The organism is Achromobacter sp. UBA5777, from assembly GCF_002418565.1.
GTDB lineage: Bacteria > Pseudomonadota > Gammaproteobacteria > Burkholderiales > Burkholderiaceae_B > Achromobacter > Achromobacter animicus.
Genome location: NZ_DIEJ01000095.1, coordinates 1 through 15,200, shown reverse-complemented (window position 1 = coordinate 15,200; position 15,200 = coordinate 1). Strand labels below are relative to the sequence as shown.

The window sequence follows — 15,200 nt, the reverse complement described above, 5'->3', positions numbered from 1 at the left end:
CGCACGGACGCCGGCGCGCCACCCGCAAGCGCGGCGCTCAGCGCCAGGACGGCAAATGCAATGGGAGATGGATATGGGCGCCTCGAATCTTCGGCGCGGTACTGATTCGGCATGTTCTTCCTTGTGATCGGACCTCCGAAAATTCCGGTCCCTCATGAGGTAGGTGCCGCGAAAACGCAGATCGGGCAGTCGCTGCGAAAAATATTTTTTGCCGCGCTAGTCGGCGGGCACGACCGTCGCCCAGTAGCGGGTGCGCCACTGCACGCGGACGGGCAGCACGCTGGGCAGGGTGGCCAGGATGCGATCGGTGTCGGCCAGCGGGAAGACCCCGGAAAGGCGCAGTCCCGCGATCTGCGGATCGACGCGCAGCACGCCCGGCCGATAACGGCCGACTTCGGCCAGGAAATCGCCCAACCGCTGCTCATCGGCCACCAGTTGCCCCCGCGTCCACGCGTCCGCGTGTGCATCGGCCGACTGCGGCGGCTCGACGGCGTCGCGGTTGAACCGGGTCTGCTCGCCGGCGTGCAGCCGTCGCGCATTGCCGGACCGGGGAGCAATCTCCACCGCGCTCTCCTGAACCGCCACCTGGGTAGAGCCGGATTGCTGCCGCACGGTGAAGCGGGTGCCCAGCGAGCGGACGGTGCCTTCGGCGGTCGCCACCAGCAACGGCCGCGCATCCGCCCGTGCCGGCTCGTGCCGCGTGGTGATCATGATCTCGCCCGCCACCAGCAGAATGCGGCGCTGGGTGTGATCGAACTGCAGATTCACCGCGCTATCCGTGTTGAGCGTCAGACGGGTGCCGTCTTCCAGCGTGAAATTGCGCTGCTCACCGGTGGCGCTGCGATAGTCGGCCATGCGGGTCTGCCAGATGCCGGTGCGGGACCCGAGCAATCCGGCGCCGGTGGCGATCCCACCCCATAGCAGCAGCCGGGTGGCCCGCCGGCGGGCGGCGAGGGGCGGCCTGCCCGTCGGCCCGTACGGCGACAGGGCCGCATAAGCCGGCGCACGTTCCAATGATTTCATCCGGCCGGTGACGGACTCCACATGCTGCCAGGCCGCTTCATGGTCGGCATGCGCCTGGCGCCACTGCCGCCATTGCAGCCGTTGCGCGTCGCCAACGTCTCCGGACATCAGCAGGGTGAGCCAGTCAGCCGCCGCATCCGCGGTGGCTCGGGTGATGACCCGGCCGCTGGGCAGCGTCAGCGTATCTCTGCGGGAGGTCATGACGTCAGTACGCCAGCGCGAACATGCATTCGCGGTTGGCCCGGGTCAGATACTGCTTGACCGAACTGGTCGAGGCGCTCAGCCGCTCGGCGATCTCGGCGTAGCTCAGTTCGAACAGGTGCGCCAGCAGAAAGGCTTCGCGCACTTTGGGCGGCAGGCCATCGAGCACGCGGTCGATCTGCTGCAGACTTTCAACCGCCATCAGCCGCATTTCCGGCGAGGGCGCCACTTCCTCGGGCAGGCAGGCCAGCGCTTCGAGGTAAGCCGTTTCCAGCAACTGCCGTCGGTGCCGGTGTGCAAGCAGCCGTCCGGCAACCGTGGCCAGGAATGGACGCGGCTTCCGGATCTCGGAAGCCGCGGTCTTGCGGTCCAGCAGGCTGAGGAATGTGTCCTGCGCCAGGTCGGCGGCTGCGAACGTGTCGCCGACGCGCCGTCGCAGCCAACCCTGCAGCCACGTGCTGTGCTCGACATACAGCCCGGTCAAATCATCAGTGGCGGCGGGGTCCGGGGCTGGCATGAGGACGGAACAGCGGAGTCTGGATGCAATGAGAATTGATCTCATTATACAGATTCACGCTTTTGGGCCCGGGACGAGGTGCACGGCGGGTCCGGGCAGGGCGCCCGGACCATCGGCCAAACCGCTGGAGGCGGCGGCTTAGAACCGGGTGCTGCGTGTGACCGACCAGCGCGCGGACAGCGCGCCGAGCGCGGCAGACGCCACCACCGCGCCGACCAGGACGGAGGCGCCGGGCAGATGCAGGGCGAACTCGGCGCCGTAGCTGCGGGCCAGCCCCAGCAGGGCTTCGTTCAGCGGAGACAGCGCAACGGACGCCACGCCAATCGCCAGCAGCGAAGCCAACGCGCCGGACAGCGCGCCCAGATACAGGAAGGGGCGGCGCACGAACGATTCGGTGGCGCCGACCAGCCGCGCCACGCCGATTTCCTCGCGTTGCGACAGCGCCTGCATGCGTACGGTGTTGAACACGGTGGCCAGCACCACGACCGCCACGCACGCGGCCAGGAACCCCAGGCCGATCCGGGCAAACCGCAAAATGGCTTCCAACCGCTGGACCCACGCGCTGTCCAGTTGCACCAGGTCCACGTGGTTCCACTGCTTCCAGGCCGAGGCCAGCGTGTCGGCGCGTCCGGCCAGGTTGTCGCCGTCGGCCAGCGTGACGACGACCGCGTCGGGCAGCGGGTTACCCGGCAGCACGGCCAGCGCTTCCTGCCAGGCGGGGTTGGCGCGCAGGTCGGCCAGGGCGCTTTCGCGGCCCACGACGCGCACGGCGCGCACCTCTTGCGGGTAGTCGGCCTGGATGCGCTTGGCGACGTCCGCGGCAGCGCCTGCCGGGGCGTCCACACGCATGAAGACGGTGACTTCCGGCGTGACGGACATTTCGCGCGCCACCGGTTGCACCGAGACCAGGATCGCGCTGCCCAACAGCGGCAGGGCCAGCGCAAGCGCCATGACCAGCAGGTTGGCGAGCGATGAGAAGGGTTGCTTGATCAGCCGGCGCAGGGTGACGAGAAGCGCGTAGCGGTGTTGCCGCAGCCAGGCGTTCATGCCGACTCTCCCGGATGGCCGAGGCCCGGCTCGGTACGGCTGGAACGGACGGGGGCCGCCCCTGCGCCACGCGGCCCCCGGCTGGCGTCGCCGGCCGGGGGGGGCGGCGGGGGGGGNNGCGCCATGAGTTCCTGGTCGTGCGAGGCGATCAGCGTGGTGACGCCGACGCGGTTGAAGTCGCGGAACACGTTCATGATGCGTTGCGCGTTGTCGTGGTCGAGGTTGGCGGTGGGTTCGTCCGCGATCAGGATCGCGGGCCGGTTGACGATGGCGCGGGCGATCGCGAGGCGCTGTTGTTCGCCGCCTGAGAGCTCGATGGGGTTGAGGTCTTCCTTGCCCGACAGCCCCACCTTGTCCAGGGCGGCGCGGGCGCGCGACGCGGCAGAATCCCAGGGGTGTCCCTGGACGGCCAGCGGCAGCATCACGTTTTCGAACGCGCTTCGATCGAACAGCAGGTGCGTGTCCTGCAGGATGACGCCCACCGCGCGGCGCAGGTACGGCCGGGCGCGCGCCGGCAGCTTATCCAGCCGCTGCCCGTTCACCTGGATGGACCCCCGGCTGGCGGGCTCAAGACCGCCGATCAGCTTGAGCAGGGTGGACTTGCCGGCGCCGGACGGCCCCGATACGAAAACGAACTCTCCCGCGCTCACGCGGAAGTTGATGTCGGCCAGAATATTGCGGCCGCGACCATACGATTTGAATACGTGCTGGAATTCGATCATGGCGGCTGTCAGATGAAGCCGCCATAGTAACTCGGGGACAGTAAGGTGGCCTACATCTCTTGGCGCGGTCGGAACATGTGCGCATCATTCGGCCGGCTGAAACAGATGTTCGCAAAGCTGAAAGCGCGTCCCTGTTTTTCGTCAAAAACAGCGTTTCATTTCATCCAGTGTCCCTATATTTCAAGGGAATTCCCGGATGCGCCGCGTGCTTTACGGACGCTACCATCCGCCCCATGCGTGGGTCCAACCCGGCCCTAGCTTTGGATTCCGCTTCATCCCACACGGAGATCACGATGAAAGTACTGAAACTCGCTGCCATTGGCGCTGCCTTGTTTGCTGCATCCTCGGCTGCCAACGCGGGCGCAACCTTTGATAACGTCAAAAAGAAAGGCTTTGTCCAGTGTGGGGTTTCGACGGGCATCCCGGGTTTCTCCATCGCCGACAGCAAGGGCGAATACAAGGGCATCGACGTGGACATGTGCCGCGCCATCGCCGCGACCATGTTTGGCGACGCCTCCAAGGTCAAGTTCACGCCGCTGAACACCCAGCAACGCTTCACCGCGCTGCAGTCCGGTGAAATCGACGTGCTCACCCGCAACACCACCGTCACGCTGACGCGCGACACGACGCTCGGCCTGATCGGCGTGGGCGTGAACTACTACGACAGCCAGGGCGTCATGGTCTCCAAGGACCTGAACGTCAAGAGCGCAAAGGAACTGAACGGCGCCACCATCTGCGTGCAGCCGGGCACCACCACCGAACTGAACCTCGCTGACTGGTTCCGCAGCCAGAAGATCGAATTCAAGCCGGTCGTGATCGACAAGTACGACGAAATTATCCGCGCCTTCTCGGCCGGCCGTTGCGACGCCTTCACGACCGACAAGTCGCAGCTCGCCTCGACCCGCACCACCCTCGAGAATCCGGACAAGTTCGTCATCCTGCCGGAAGACTTCTCCAAGGAGCCGCTGGGCCCCATGGTCCGCCAGGGCGACGAGCAGTGGTTCAACATCGTGCGCTGGTCGCTGAACGCGATGCTGGAAGCCGAGGAATACGGCATCACCAAGGCCAACGTCGATGAAATGACCAAGAGCCCCAACCCCAACATCCAGCGCATCCTGGGCGTGACCCCGGGCATGGGCAAGAACCTGGGCGTGGACGACAAGTGGGCCTACAACATCATCAAGAGCGTGGGCAACTACGGTGAAAGCTTCGAATCCACGCTGGGCAAGAACAGCGCGATGAAGCTGGAGCGCGGCTTGAACGCTTCGTACAAGCAAGGTGGCTTGATGTACGGCTGGCCGGTGCGCTAACGCGCGGCTGCCTGGCATGGCGGAGCACGGCTCTCCGTCATGCCTAGGGCCTGTCTGCACAGGACGTGTATTCTGGACAGGCCCTAACCCGCCTTCGGGCGGGCGGCAGAAGTGGGTGGCGCGGCTTTTCCGGCATGCCACCCGGTGTCCGACTTCTGTAGATTCATCATGATGACTCCCAACAAAAACGCCCCGATTTCGGCACCCCCTCGGCGTCTGAACTGGAACGATCCCGGCGTACGCTCCGTGGTCTACCAGGTGATTGCGCTGACCGCGGTAGCCTGGGCCGTGTGGTTCCTGGTTTCAAACACGCTCCACAACCTGTCCGTGCGCAACATTGCCACGGGCTTCGGCTTCCTGAACCGCGAGGCCGGATTCGCCATCGGCGAAACCGCCGTCGCCTATTCCCCCTCAGACACTTACGGCCGCGCCATCGTGGTCGGCCTGCTCAACACGCTGCGCGTCGCCGTCCTCGGCATCGTGCTGGCGACCATCCTCGGCACGCTCATCGGCATCGGCCGCCTGTCCAAGAACTGGCTCGTGGCCAAGATCACCTCCGTGTATGTCGAGGTGATGCGCAACGTGCCGCTGCTGCTGCAGCTCTTCTTCTGGTACGCGCTGATCACCGAGAACATGCCGGGTCCGCGCCAGGCGCACAATCCGCTGCCGGGCGTGTTCATTTCCAACCGCGGCCTCAAGGTCCCGGCGCTGGAAGGCAATTCGTTCGACTGGATGCTCGGCGGACTTGGGCTGGCGATCGTCGCGATCATCATCCTGGGCCATTACGGCAAGAAGCGCCACGAGGCCACCGGCCACATGTTCCCGCTGGGCCGCTGGGCCATCGGTCTCTTGATCGGCCTGCCGTTCATCGGCTGGCTGGTCAGCGGCGCGTCGCTGACGCTGAACATGCCGGAGCTCAAGGGCTTCAACTTCTCGGGCGGTCTCACGCTGTCGCCGGAATTCGCCGCGCTGCTGGCCGGTCTGGTGATCTACACGTCGGCGTTCATCGCCGAGGTGGTGCGCTCGGGCATCCAGGCGGTCAACAATGGCCAATGGGAAGCCGCAGGCTCGCTGGGCCTGCCGCGCGCCAAGGTGTTGCGCCTGGTGATCCTGCCGCAGGCGCTGCGCGTGATCATCCCCCCGATGACCAGCCAGTACCTGAACCTGACGAAGAACAGCTCGCTGGCAGTCGCCATCGGCTACCCCGACATCGTGTCGGTGGTGAACACGACGTTGAACCAGACGGGCCAGGCCATCGAGGGCATTCTCATCATCATGGGCGCGTACCTCACGGTCAGCCTGTCGATCTCGATCTTCATGAACTGGTACAACAAGCGCATTGCGCTGGTGGAGCGTTGATATGAGCAGCACTACGCATACCCCCAGCGAGGCCCTGCCGCCGCCCAGCAATCAGACGGGACCGTGGGCGTGGCTCCGCACGCGCCTCTTCTCGTCGCCGCTGAACATCCTCATCACGGTGCTGCTGGCGTGGTTCCTGTTGATGTCCATTCCGGCGCTGGTCGAATGGGCCTTCATCAAGGCCAGTTTCGACGCGGCCAACGCGCAGGAATGCCGCGCAGCCGGCGGCGCCTGCTGGGCATTCATCATTGAAAAGCACCGGCTGATCCTGTTCGGCACCTATCCCTACGATGAGCAATGGCGGCCGTTGATCGCCACCATCATCCTGGTGGCGGTGATCGTCTGCAGCGGCATCCGCCGTTTCTGGAACTGGAAGCTGGCCGTCATCTGGACCGTGGGCCTGACGGCCGTGGCGCTGCTGATGTGGGGCGGCGTGTTCGGCCTGACCTACGTGGAAAATGCGCGTTGGGGCGGCCTGCCGCTGACGCTCATCCTGTCCACGTTCGGCATCGCCTTCGCGTTCCCGATCGGCGTGCTGCTGGCCCTGGGCCGGCGCTCGAAGATGCCGGCCATCAAGGCGCTGTGCGTCGTGTACATCGAGCTGATCCGCGGCGTGCCGCTCATCAGCCTGCTGTTCATGTCGTCGGTGATGCTGCCGCTGTTCCTGCCGGAAGGTTTTTCGATCGACAAGCTGCTGCGCGCGCAGATCGCGATCATCATGTTCGCGGCGGCCTACATCGCGGAAACGGTGCGCGGCGGCCTGCAGGCCATTCCGAAGGGACAGTACGAAGGCGCCGACTCGCTGGGCCTGAACTACTGGCAGCAGATGCGCAAGATCATCCTGCCGCAGGCGCTCAAGATCGTGATTCCGCCGCTGGTCAGCATTTTCATCGCGCTGTTCAAGGACACGTCGCTGGTGGTGATCATCGGTATCTTCGACCTGACGCTGGCGGCCAAGGCAGCCTTGTCCGACGCGGCATGGCGCGGATTCGGGGTAGAGGCGTACCTGTTCATTTCGCTGATCTACTTCGTCTTCTGCTTCTCCATGTCCAAATACAGCCAGGCGCTGGAAAAACGCCTGGCCACGGGTCACGCACGCTAGCAATTTGCCGCGCGTCCGCTGCAAGGCGGGCGCGCAAAGCGATACTTACGGGAGTACAGGCATGTCGGATGCCATTATTCGTTTGCAGGACGTGAACAAGTGGTACGGCCAGTTCCACGTGTTGCGCAACATCAACCTGGACGTCGCGCCAGGCGAGCGCATCGTGGTGTGCGGACCTTCGGGTTCGGGCAAGTCCACGATGATCCGCTGCATCAACCGCCTTGAAGAGCACCAGAAGGGCCACATCATCGTGGACGGCACGGAGCTCACCAATGACCTGAAGCACATCGAGACGATCCGCAAGGACGTGGGCATGGTGTTCCAGCACTTCAATCTTTTCCCGCACCTTACGGTGCTGGAAAACCTGACGTTGGGACCCATGTGGGTGCTGAAGAAGCCGCGTGCGGAAGCCGAGGCCACCGCAATGAAGTACCTTGAGCGGGTGCGCATTCCGGAACAGGCCAAGAAGTTTCCGGGGCAGTTGTCGGGCGGCCAGCAGCAGCGTGTGGCGATCGCGCGGTCGCTGTGCATGAACCCCAAGATCATGCTGTTCGATGAGCCGACGTCGGCGCTGGATCCGGAAATGGTGAAGGAAGTGCTGGACGTGATGGTCAGCCTGGCCCAGGAAAGCGGCATGACGATGATCTGCGTGACCCACGAAATGGGTTTCGCGCGCAAGGTCGCCAACCGCGTGATCTTCATGGACCGCGGCGAGATCATCGAACAGAACAACCCGGACGAGTTCTTCGACAACCCGCAGAACGAACGGACCAAGCTCTTCCTGAGCCAGATCCTGCACTGATCCGCCAAACCGCCTTCGGGCGGTTTTTCATTGGTGCGGGCTGCCAATCCCGGGAATTCCGGGCGTTCTTGCCGGTAGCCCTTTGTTACCTCCGTCACGCCGGTGGGGTATGCTACTGACCGCCATTGATCCGGAGTGAGGAGAACACACCATGTCGAATACCCCCCGCAGCGCCGTGCGCCGCGCCCTGTTGCAAGGCGCCGTGGCGCTGGCTGCGACCTTGCCGTTCAGCGCCCCGGCGTTGGCCCAGGCTGCTGATTTCCCGACGAAGCCGATCCGCTTCGTGGTGCCTTACCCGCCCGGTGGCCCGCTGGATACGATGGCGCGCATGCTGGCCGAGAAGGTGCGCGGCTCGCTGGGTCAGCCGGTGATCGTCGAGAACCGTTCGGGTGCGGGCGGCAATATCGGCGCGGACCTGGTGGCCAAGGCGCAGCCTGACGGCTACACGCTGGTGATGGGCGCGGTGGCTACGCACGCGATCAATCCCTGGCTGTTCGCCAACCTGCCGTATGACCCGGTCAAGGATTTCGCGCCGGTGACGATCGTGGCGGCGGTCCCTAACGTGCTGGTGATGAACGTTGAATTCGCGCAAAAGAACAAGATCGAGAAGCTGGCGGATCTGATCGACTACGCCAAGAAGAATCCGGGCAAGCTGAACTACGGTTCGGGTGGCAACGGCAGCGCGGGCCATCTGTCGGGCGAGCTCCTGAAGGCGCGCGCGGGCATCAACGTCGAGCACATCCCCTACCAGGGCGCGGCCCCCGCGCAATTGGCGCTGCTGTCGGGCCAGTCGGATTTCATGTTCGACAACCTGGCGGCGTCGGCGCCGCTGATCAAGGACGGCAAGGTGAAGGCGCTGGCCGTGACGACGACGCAGCGTTCGTCGTTGCTGGCTGACGTGCCGACCGTTGAAGAATCGGGCGTGAAGGGCTTTGACCTGGGTACGTGGTTTGGTGTGTTCACGACGGGCGGCACGCCGGCGCCGGTGGTGGCCAAGCTGAACAAGGCGTATGCCGACGCCATGGCGCAGCCGGATGTGAAGCAGCGTCTGCTGACGATGGGTTCCGAGGCGGGCTCGATGACGCCTGAGGCGTTTGCCGCGTTCGTGAAGGCCGAGATGGCGAAGTATCAGGAGATCGTGAAGATCTCGGGCGCCAGCCTGAATTGATGGTGCTGGCAACGGGCATCTTTAATGGGATGCCTGTTGCGATGCAGTTTCAACGCCCGCCGGGATGCTGTCCTGGCGGGCGTTTTGTTTTCTGTTGATGCCAGCCGCCGCGGATGCCTACCAGCCCATCGCGTAAGCCGGCCGGCGCGGGTCCGCGCCGCCCCAGCGCACGCCGCTATCCAGATCGTGCCGCACCATGCAGACGGCGCCGGCCCGCCAGCTATGGCCGTTCCACCACTTCACGGTGTGGCCCAACGCGGCAAGCGCGTCGCCCGCGCTGCGCGGGATCAGGTCTTCGATCATCAGCCGGCCCGGCATGGCGTTGTGCGGCTCGAACGACGAGGGAAAGCTGAAGCTGGCAAAGCGCGGCGCCTCGACCGCCTGCTGCACGTCCATGCCGAATACCTCCATGTTCAGGAACGTCTGCAGCATGGCCTGGCACTGCACGTCGCCGCCTGGCGTACCGAAAGGCATGACGTACTGGCCGGGCCGGATGGCCAGCGAGGGGTTGGGCGTCAACCGCGGCCTGCGGCCCGGTCCGATGGCGCAGGGATGGCCGGCCTCGGCCCAGGATTGGCTGCCGCGTCCGGACGCGCAGATGCCGGTGCCAGGAATGACGGGCACGTTGTAGGAGCCATCGCTGGGCGTGGCCGAAAACGCGTTGCCGTCCTTGTCGACGACCGCCACATAAGACGTATCCAGGCGCGGATCCGTGCGTGCCATGTCGTCCGGGCCGGCCTCGCGCAAGTCGATGTCACGCGCGTGGGGAAGCTGGCCTGCTGGCGGCATGTCCGGCCCGGCGCGATCGCGCGCGATCATGGCCAGCCGCGCGCGCGCATAGTCTTTGGACAGCAGCGCCGCTTGCGGCACCCGCGCATGGCGCGGATCGGCGTAATGCACCTCGCGGTCCGCGAAGGCCAGTTTGATGGCTTCAGTCAGCAGATGCACATAGGGGGCGGAGTTGTGGCCCAGCGCGCGCAAGTCGCATGGCTCCAGGATGTTCAGCATCTGTAGCAGCGAAGGGCCCTGGCACCAGAAACCGCAGCTATGCACCTGCGTGCCGTTGAAGTCGGTGGACAGCGCCGGCTCGACCTCCACAGCAAAGCCTCGCAAGTCCTCGTGGGTGATCAGCCCGCCTTCCTCGCGGTGATACTTGACGATCGCGGCGGCAATGTCGCCTTCATAGAATGCGCGGCGCGCGGCGGCCAGGCCCGCCAGGCGGCTGTTTCCGGAATGCGCGCGCTCTTCGTCCGCCATGTACTGGATGCTGCGCGCCAGGTCGGCCTGGCGGAATAGCGAACCCGCCTCGGGCGGCTTGCCGCCGGGCAGATAAATGGCCGCGCTGGAGGCCCACCGCGCGTAGTTTTTCTGGTTTTCAGCCAGCACTTCGGCCATCAGGGGATACATGACGAAGCCGTCGCGGGCCAGCCGGATGGCCCCGGCCGCGACCTCGCCGAAGCGCATGGTGCCGAACCGTTCCAGCGCCGTGATCCATGCGTCGGGCGCGGCAGGAATGACGGTGCGCAGCACGCCCGCCGGGATCGTGCCGCCGTGCTTCTCCAGAAACGTTTCCAGCCGCGCGGCCTGCGGCCAGTAGCCAAGCCCGGAAATGCTCCAGACCTTTTGCGCCTTGGCCTGATAGACGAGGATGGGGGCGACGCCGCCGAAGTTGACGATGTCGCTTTGGACCACGCCCAGGGCGATGCCCGCCGCCACGCCCGCGTCAACGGCGTTGCCGCCGGCCTGCAGAATGTCCATGCCGGCCTGCGTGGCCAGATAGTGTCCCGCCGAGATCATGTGATCCAGGCCGGCGAGCGCGGGACGCATGGAGGTGGGGGCGCTTCCCGCGGTCAGGTCCGGGGCGTAGGGGGGATTGGACATCGGAGACTCCGGTCGGAAGAGGGGGCTGGCGTTCCTGCGCAGGTTCAATCGGTCATTGCGGGTTGATGCCCAGCTTCTGCGTCACGTCCTGCCAGCGCTTGAATTCGGCGTGCAGGAAGCGGCTGAATTCGTCGGGCGAGGTGCCTTGCACGATCACGTCGCGTCCTTCCATGGCGCCGCGCACCTCCGTGCTGGACAAGGCGGTCTTGGTGGCCTTGTACAGCCCGTCGACGATCTCTGGCGGCGTACCCTTTGGCACCAGCAGGCCGTACCAGGATCCGCCCACCAGATTGGGATAGCCGCTTTCCTTGGCGGTGGGAATCTCGGGCGCCCGATCCAGGCGCTTTTCGCTGAAGATCGCCAGCGCCTTAAGCTTGCCGTTGCGGATGAAGGTCAGCGTGGTGCCCGGCGTGTCCAGCGTGTATTGCACCTGGCCGGCGATGACGTCGTTCAGCAGCGCGGCGCTGCCGCGGTAGGGGACGTGCGTGGTCTTGATCCCGGCATCCATGTTCAGCTGCTCGGAGAAAAAGAAATTGGCGGTCATGATGCCCGGCGACGCGTAGTTGATCTCGCCGGGACGGCTGCGCGCGTACTCCACCAGTTCAGGCAGCGTGTTGGGCGGAAAGGCCGGATTCGCGACCAGGATGAAAGGACCGCCGCCGACCAGGGTGACGGGGATCAGGTCATTCATGGGATCGTATTGCAGGTCCTTGACCGTGAGCGGCGCCCCGGTCAGCGGCGACGCCGTGGCGAACAGCACGGTGTAGCCGTCGGGCTCGGCCCGCACCACCTGCTGGGTGGCGATGGTGCCGCTGGCTCCCGCGCGGTTCTCGACCACGACGGGTTGCTTGATCTCCTGGCTGAGTTGCTGCGCCAGCATGCGCGCCACCGTGTCCGTGCCGCCGCCCGGCGGGTAGCCGACGATCATGCGGACCGGCTTGGCGGGCCATGCCTGGGCGAGCGCTGCGCCGGGGTGAGAGGCGACCAGCAGGCCGGCCAGGCTGCACAAGGCGGCTAGGGCGCGGCGGCGTGCGGAAAGTGTGGCGAGTGCTCGAATGATCATGGAAAGCTCCTGGATTCTTCTTGCTGGCCGATACCCTTGCCGACCTCGGCCGTCGTCGGATCCTGCGCCGCCTTGCTGCGTGGCAGTCCGGCTGCGGCGGCGCAGCCGGGTCGTTGCCGGCCTATTTGTTGGCGGCCAGCCCCAGCTTGCGGACGATCTCCGATTCCAGCGCGTACTGTTGCGCCGCATAGGCGGCGTACTCCTTGCCGTCCATGTAGACCAGTTCCTGGCCGTATTGCGTCAGGATCTGCTTGAAGGCCTCGGATTCGGCCACCTGCTTGAAGACGGCATGCAGCTTGGCGACGACGGCGGGCGGCATGTCCTTGGGACCGGCGATGCCGAATGGCGCGTTGGCGGGCGGCGTGCCATCAAGTTCGTGCAGCGTCGGCGTGTCCGGATACTGTGCGCTGCGCTGTTCGCCCCAGGTCACCAGCATGCGCATCTTCCCCGCCTGCACCTGCGGCTGCACGGTCGTCGAGCCGGCGTATGCCGTCACCTGTCCGCCCATCACCGCGGTCAGCACTTCGGATTCACCCTTGTACGGAATGTGGCGCCAGGTCACGCCGTTGCGTCCGGCGATCTCTTCCATCATCACGTTGGATGCGCTGCCGACGCTGGCCGTGCCGTAGGTGACTTCGTTCGGATGCTGTTTCGCATAGCCGATGAAATCAGCCCACGTCTTGTGCGGCGAGCCGGCGGGCACCGCCACGCCCAGCGTGTAGCCGCTGAGCATCATGACGTAGGTGAAGTCGCGTGTCGGGTCGTAGCCCATGTCCTGGATGTGCGGCATGCGATAGACCGGGCTCGGCAGGACGGCCAGCGTGTAGCCATCGGGACGCGCGGTCTTGATGGCGCGTGCGCCCATGGTTGCGCCGGCTCCACCGCGGTTTTCAATGACGATGGCCTGGCCCAGTTCGGGCGCGGCAAGCTCGGCGAATTTGCGGATGACTGTGTCGGTGGAGCCGCCCGCCTGATAGGGCACGATGATGTGAATCGGCTGCGCGGGGAAGGGCGCGGCCGTGGCCAGAGGCGCTGCGAGGGCAGCGCCGGCAAGCGCCAGCGCGGCGGTCAGGGTGAGGAGCAGTCGCGGGGTCATGATGTTCTCCATTCGAGTCAGGCGGTGGCCCAGGCCTGCGCGAATGCGCGCTGGAAGTTTCCGCCGAGTACGCCGACGATCTGGCTGTCCGTCAATCCGGCCTCGTGCAGCGCGTGGGTGAACGCGGGGAACTGCGCCGGCGTCGGCGTTTCCACGGGGTAGCGCGCTTCCATCACATCGCCAAAGGCATCAGAAAAGTCGCCGCCCGATTTCGCGTACTTGGTGCGCGACATCACCATCACATGCCGCACGGCCTCGTAGGTGTCGACCGACGGAAAGTCGGTGCCGATGCCCACGTGTTCATACCCGACCAGTTCGCCGATGTACTTCACGTTCGCGACGAAGTCCGACAGCAGCGGTTGCTGGCGCGGATCGCCGCGCCAGCTCAGGTAGGCATGGATGCTGCAGCCGACCACGCCGCCGGTCGCGGCGACTGCCTTGATGACGTCGTCCGACTTGTTGCGCGGCCGGGTAATCACGGCGTTGGCGTTGGCGTGGGTCAGCAGCACGGGCTTGGTGCTGTGCCGGGCGGCGTCCAGGCAGGTCTGCGGCGCGCAATGGCTGAGATCGATGGCAATGCCCACGCGGTTCATCTCGGCAACCATCTTCACGCCCAGATCGCTCAGGCCGGCGTTGCGCTTTTCCAGGCAACCGTCGCCCAGCAGATTGGCCTCGTTGTAGGTCAGCTGGATGACGCGCATGCCCAGTTCATGGAACAACGCCACGCGGTCGAGCTGGTCGCCCAAGGGTTTGCCGTTCTGCCAGCCCATGATGAGCCCCAGCTTGCCGGTCTGCTTGGCGCGCGCAATGTCCTCGGCCGTTTCCACCAGCAGCCAGGACGAGTCCGGCGCGGCGCAGCGTTGGCGCCAGGCCATGCAGTCGCGCAGTGCCTGCTCGAAGTCCGCGCCCATGTCGCTGACCGTGACGTTGATGGCGCTGACGCCGCCGGCCAGCATGTCGCGGGTGCTGCCGTCGCTGAAGAAGACCAGGCCGTCGACAACGGTGGCGCGGCGATGCAGGTCGGCGCTGTGGCTATCCATGAAAGAACTCCCCTTTTGGTTGTATGAATGTTTTCAATGCGTGGCCATCAGGTCCCGTAGCGGCCGTAGCGGAATGGATGCAGGTCAATGGCGGGCGATTGGCCCTGGATCAACTGCGCCATCAACTCGCCCGCCGCCGGGCCGATGCCGAAACCATGGCCCGAGAAACCGGATGCCAGGTAAAGGCCGGGCAGACCGGGGACCGCGTCCATGACGGGCATCGCGTCGGGCGTGACATCGATGTAGCCGGCCCAGGACTGCGCAATGCGTGCTTCGCGGAAAGCGGGAAAGGCGTGAACCAGCCTGCGCCAGGCTTGCGCCACACCGCGGCTGGAGGGCGACGGATCGAGCACGCGATGCTGTTCGAAAGGCGATTCGCGGTCGGCCGGGAAATGGTTCGGGATCTTCAGTTCCTCGAAGAAGCGCTTGCCGAAACGCAGGCGCACGAAGCTGCTGTTGGCCCGCCACGCGCTGAAGAAATGCGGCATGAGGCGGAAGGTGTCGGGCACCACGTCCGCCATCGACGCGCCGAACTGCGACACCGAATAGCCGCCGTCGGCACGTTTGCGGCACGTGAAGTCCTTGCCGTTGATCGCCGCCTGCGGCCCCGCGTCCAGAGGCGTCGTGCGCAGCACGGATCCGCGGACCTTCAACTGCGGAAAGTCGGCGCCCAGGTTGCCGCAGAAGAGCCGCGACCAGGCGCCGGCCGCCACCAGCACCGCTTGCGTGGCAACGCGGCCGCGCTCGGTGATCAAGGCGCTGACGCGGCCCGCGCTTCGCTCCACGCCGCGCACGGCGCATTGTTCAAAGAGGTGTGCGCCTGCGGCGCGCGCCAGCGAGGCGATGCCGCGCGTCGCCAGTTGCGGTTC

The 15,200-nt window shown here is 65.7% G+C and carries 14 protein-coding genes; 5 read left to right on the top strand and 9 right to left on the bottom strand.

The features are described from left to right. Nucleotides 1-216 precede the first annotated feature (216 nt). From B3446_RS06755 to B3446_RS06740, 4 genes are all read right to left on the bottom strand, one after another. The gene (locus tag B3446_RS06755) at nt 217-1,224 is read right to left on the bottom strand and encodes a FecR domain-containing protein (protein ID WP_291378634.1); all 1,008 of its coding nucleotides are present in this window, start codon (nt 1,222-1,224) and stop codon (nt 217-219) included. Nucleotides 1,225-1,228: 4 nt separating this feature from the next. Next, nucleotides 1,229-1,741, bottom strand: coding sequence for a sigma-70 family RNA polymerase sigma factor (locus B3446_RS06750; protein WP_191578821.1), 513 nt, complete (start codon nt 1,739-1,741; stop codon nt 1,229-1,231). Nucleotides 1,742-1,879: 138 nt separating this feature from the next. Next, a complete protein-coding gene (locus B3446_RS06745; RefSeq protein WP_291378631.1) occupies nt 1,880-2,788 on the bottom strand; it encodes a cell division protein FtsX in 909 nt (302 codons plus the stop codon). Then, nucleotides 2,785-3,510, bottom strand: coding sequence for a cell division ATP-binding protein FtsE (locus tag B3446_RS06740; protein ID WP_291378629.1), 726 nt, complete (start codon nt 3,508-3,510; stop codon nt 2,785-2,787). Before B3446_RS06740 ends, B3446_RS06745 begins: the two co-directional genes overlap by 4 nt. A 293-nt stretch (nt 3,511-3,803) precedes the next feature. Between B3446_RS06740 and B3446_RS06735 the strand changes: the two genes are divergently transcribed. From B3446_RS06735 to B3446_RS06715, 5 genes are all read left to right on the top strand, one after another. Continuing rightward, nucleotides 3,804-4,820, top strand: a complete 1,017-nt coding sequence (locus B3446_RS06735) for an amino acid ABC transporter substrate-binding protein (protein WP_105240917.1) — start codon at nt 3,804-3,806, stop codon at nt 4,818-4,820. Nucleotides 4,821-4,988: 168 nt separating this feature from the next. Beyond that, nucleotides 4,989-6,179, top strand: a complete 1,191-nt coding sequence (locus B3446_RS06730; RefSeq protein ID WP_191578824.1) for an amino acid ABC transporter permease — start codon at nt 4,989-4,991, stop codon at nt 6,177-6,179. Nucleotide 6,180: 1 nt separating this feature from the next. Continuing rightward, complete coding sequence (locus B3446_RS06725) at nt 6,181-7,281, top strand: amino acid ABC transporter permease (protein ID WP_175139553.1); 1,101 nt, start codon at nt 6,181-6,183, stop codon at nt 7,279-7,281. Between the two features lie 61 nt (nt 7,282-7,342). Beyond that, nucleotides 7,343-8,083, top strand: coding sequence for an amino acid ABC transporter ATP-binding protein (locus B3446_RS06720; RefSeq protein ID WP_056559723.1), 741 nt, complete (start codon nt 7,343-7,345; stop codon nt 8,081-8,083). Nucleotides 8,084-8,234: 151 nt separating this feature from the next. Next, the gene (locus B3446_RS06715; RefSeq protein WP_191578825.1) at nt 8,235-9,251 is read left to right on the top strand and encodes a Bug family tripartite tricarboxylate transporter substrate binding protein; all 1,017 of its coding nucleotides are present in this window, start codon (nt 8,235-8,237) and stop codon (nt 9,249-9,251) included. 117 nt (nt 9,252-9,368) lie between these two features. On the opposite strand, the gene B3446_RS06710 is transcribed toward B3446_RS06715, so the two are convergent. The 5 genes from B3446_RS06710 to B3446_RS06690 form a co-directional block, all read right to left on the bottom strand. After that, a complete protein-coding gene (locus B3446_RS06710; RefSeq protein ID WP_291378622.1) occupies nt 9,369-11,132 on the bottom strand; it encodes a gamma-glutamyltransferase family protein in 1,764 nt (587 codons plus the stop codon). 52 nt (nt 11,133-11,184) lie between these two features. Next, nucleotides 11,185-12,195 carry a Bug family tripartite tricarboxylate transporter substrate binding protein gene (locus B3446_RS06705; RefSeq protein ID WP_291378620.1) on the bottom strand — a complete coding sequence of 337 codons (1,011 nt, stop codon included), beginning with the start codon at nt 12,193-12,195 and terminating at the stop codon, nt 11,185-11,187. Nucleotides 12,196-12,316: 121 nt separating this feature from the next. After that, nucleotides 12,317-13,291, bottom strand: coding sequence for a tripartite tricarboxylate transporter substrate binding protein (locus B3446_RS06700; RefSeq protein ID WP_291378618.1), 975 nt, complete (start codon nt 13,289-13,291; stop codon nt 12,317-12,319). Nucleotides 13,292-13,308: 17 nt separating this feature from the next. Beyond that, nucleotides 13,309-14,331 (bottom strand): dipeptidase, encoded by a 1,023-nt coding sequence (locus tag B3446_RS06695; RefSeq protein WP_191578829.1) that lies wholly within the window; start codon nt 14,329-14,331, stop codon nt 13,309-13,311. A 47-nt stretch (nt 14,332-14,378) separates the two neighbouring features. After that, nucleotides 14,379-15,200, bottom strand: an 822-nt coding sequence (locus tag B3446_RS06690) for an NAD(P)/FAD-dependent oxidoreductase (RefSeq protein ID WP_291378616.1), incomplete at its 5' end; no start/stop codon positions are given.

What these genes read in the sequence shown, in the direction of transcription:
- B3446_RS06755 (WP_291378634.1), bottom strand. Translation starts at nt 1,224, where the DNA reads ATGACCTCCCGCAGAGATACGCTGACGCTGCCCAGCGGCCGGGTCATC.
- B3446_RS06750 (WP_191578821.1), bottom strand. Translation starts at nt 1,741, where the DNA reads ATGCCAGCCCCGGACCCCGCCGCCACTGATGATTTGACCGGGCTGTAT.
- B3446_RS06745 (WP_291378631.1), bottom strand. Translation starts at nt 2,788, where the DNA reads ATGAACGCCTGGCTGCGGCAACACCGCTACGCGCTTCTCGTCACCCTG.
- B3446_RS06735 (WP_105240917.1), top strand. Translation starts at nt 3,804, where the DNA reads ATGAAAGTACTGAAACTCGCTGCCATTGGCGCTGCCTTGTTTGCTGCA.
- B3446_RS06730 (WP_191578824.1), top strand. Translation starts at nt 4,989, where the DNA reads ATGATGACTCCCAACAAAAACGCCCCGATTTCGGCACCCCCTCGGCGT.
- B3446_RS06725 (WP_175139553.1), top strand. Translation starts at nt 6,181, where the DNA reads ATGAGCAGCACTACGCATACCCCCAGCGAGGCCCTGCCGCCGCCCAGC.
- B3446_RS06720 (WP_056559723.1), top strand. Translation starts at nt 7,343, where the DNA reads ATGTCGGATGCCATTATTCGTTTGCAGGACGTGAACAAGTGGTACGGC.
- B3446_RS06715 (WP_191578825.1), top strand. Translation starts at nt 8,235, where the DNA reads ATGTCGAATACCCCCCGCAGCGCCGTGCGCCGCGCCCTGTTGCAAGGC.
- B3446_RS06710 (WP_291378622.1), bottom strand. Translation starts at nt 11,132, where the DNA reads ATGTCCAATCCCCCCTACGCCCCGGACCTGACCGCGGGAAGCGCCCCC.
- B3446_RS06705 (WP_291378620.1), bottom strand. Translation starts at nt 12,195, where the DNA reads ATGATCATTCGAGCACTCGCCACACTTTCCGCACGCCGCCGCGCCCTA.
- B3446_RS06700 (WP_291378618.1), bottom strand. Translation starts at nt 13,291, where the DNA reads ATGACCCCGCGACTGCTCCTCACCCTGACCGCCGCGCTGGCGCTTGCC.
- B3446_RS06695 (WP_191578829.1), bottom strand. Translation starts at nt 14,331, where the DNA reads ATGGATAGCCACAGCGCCGACCTGCATCGCCGCGCCACCGTTGTCGAC.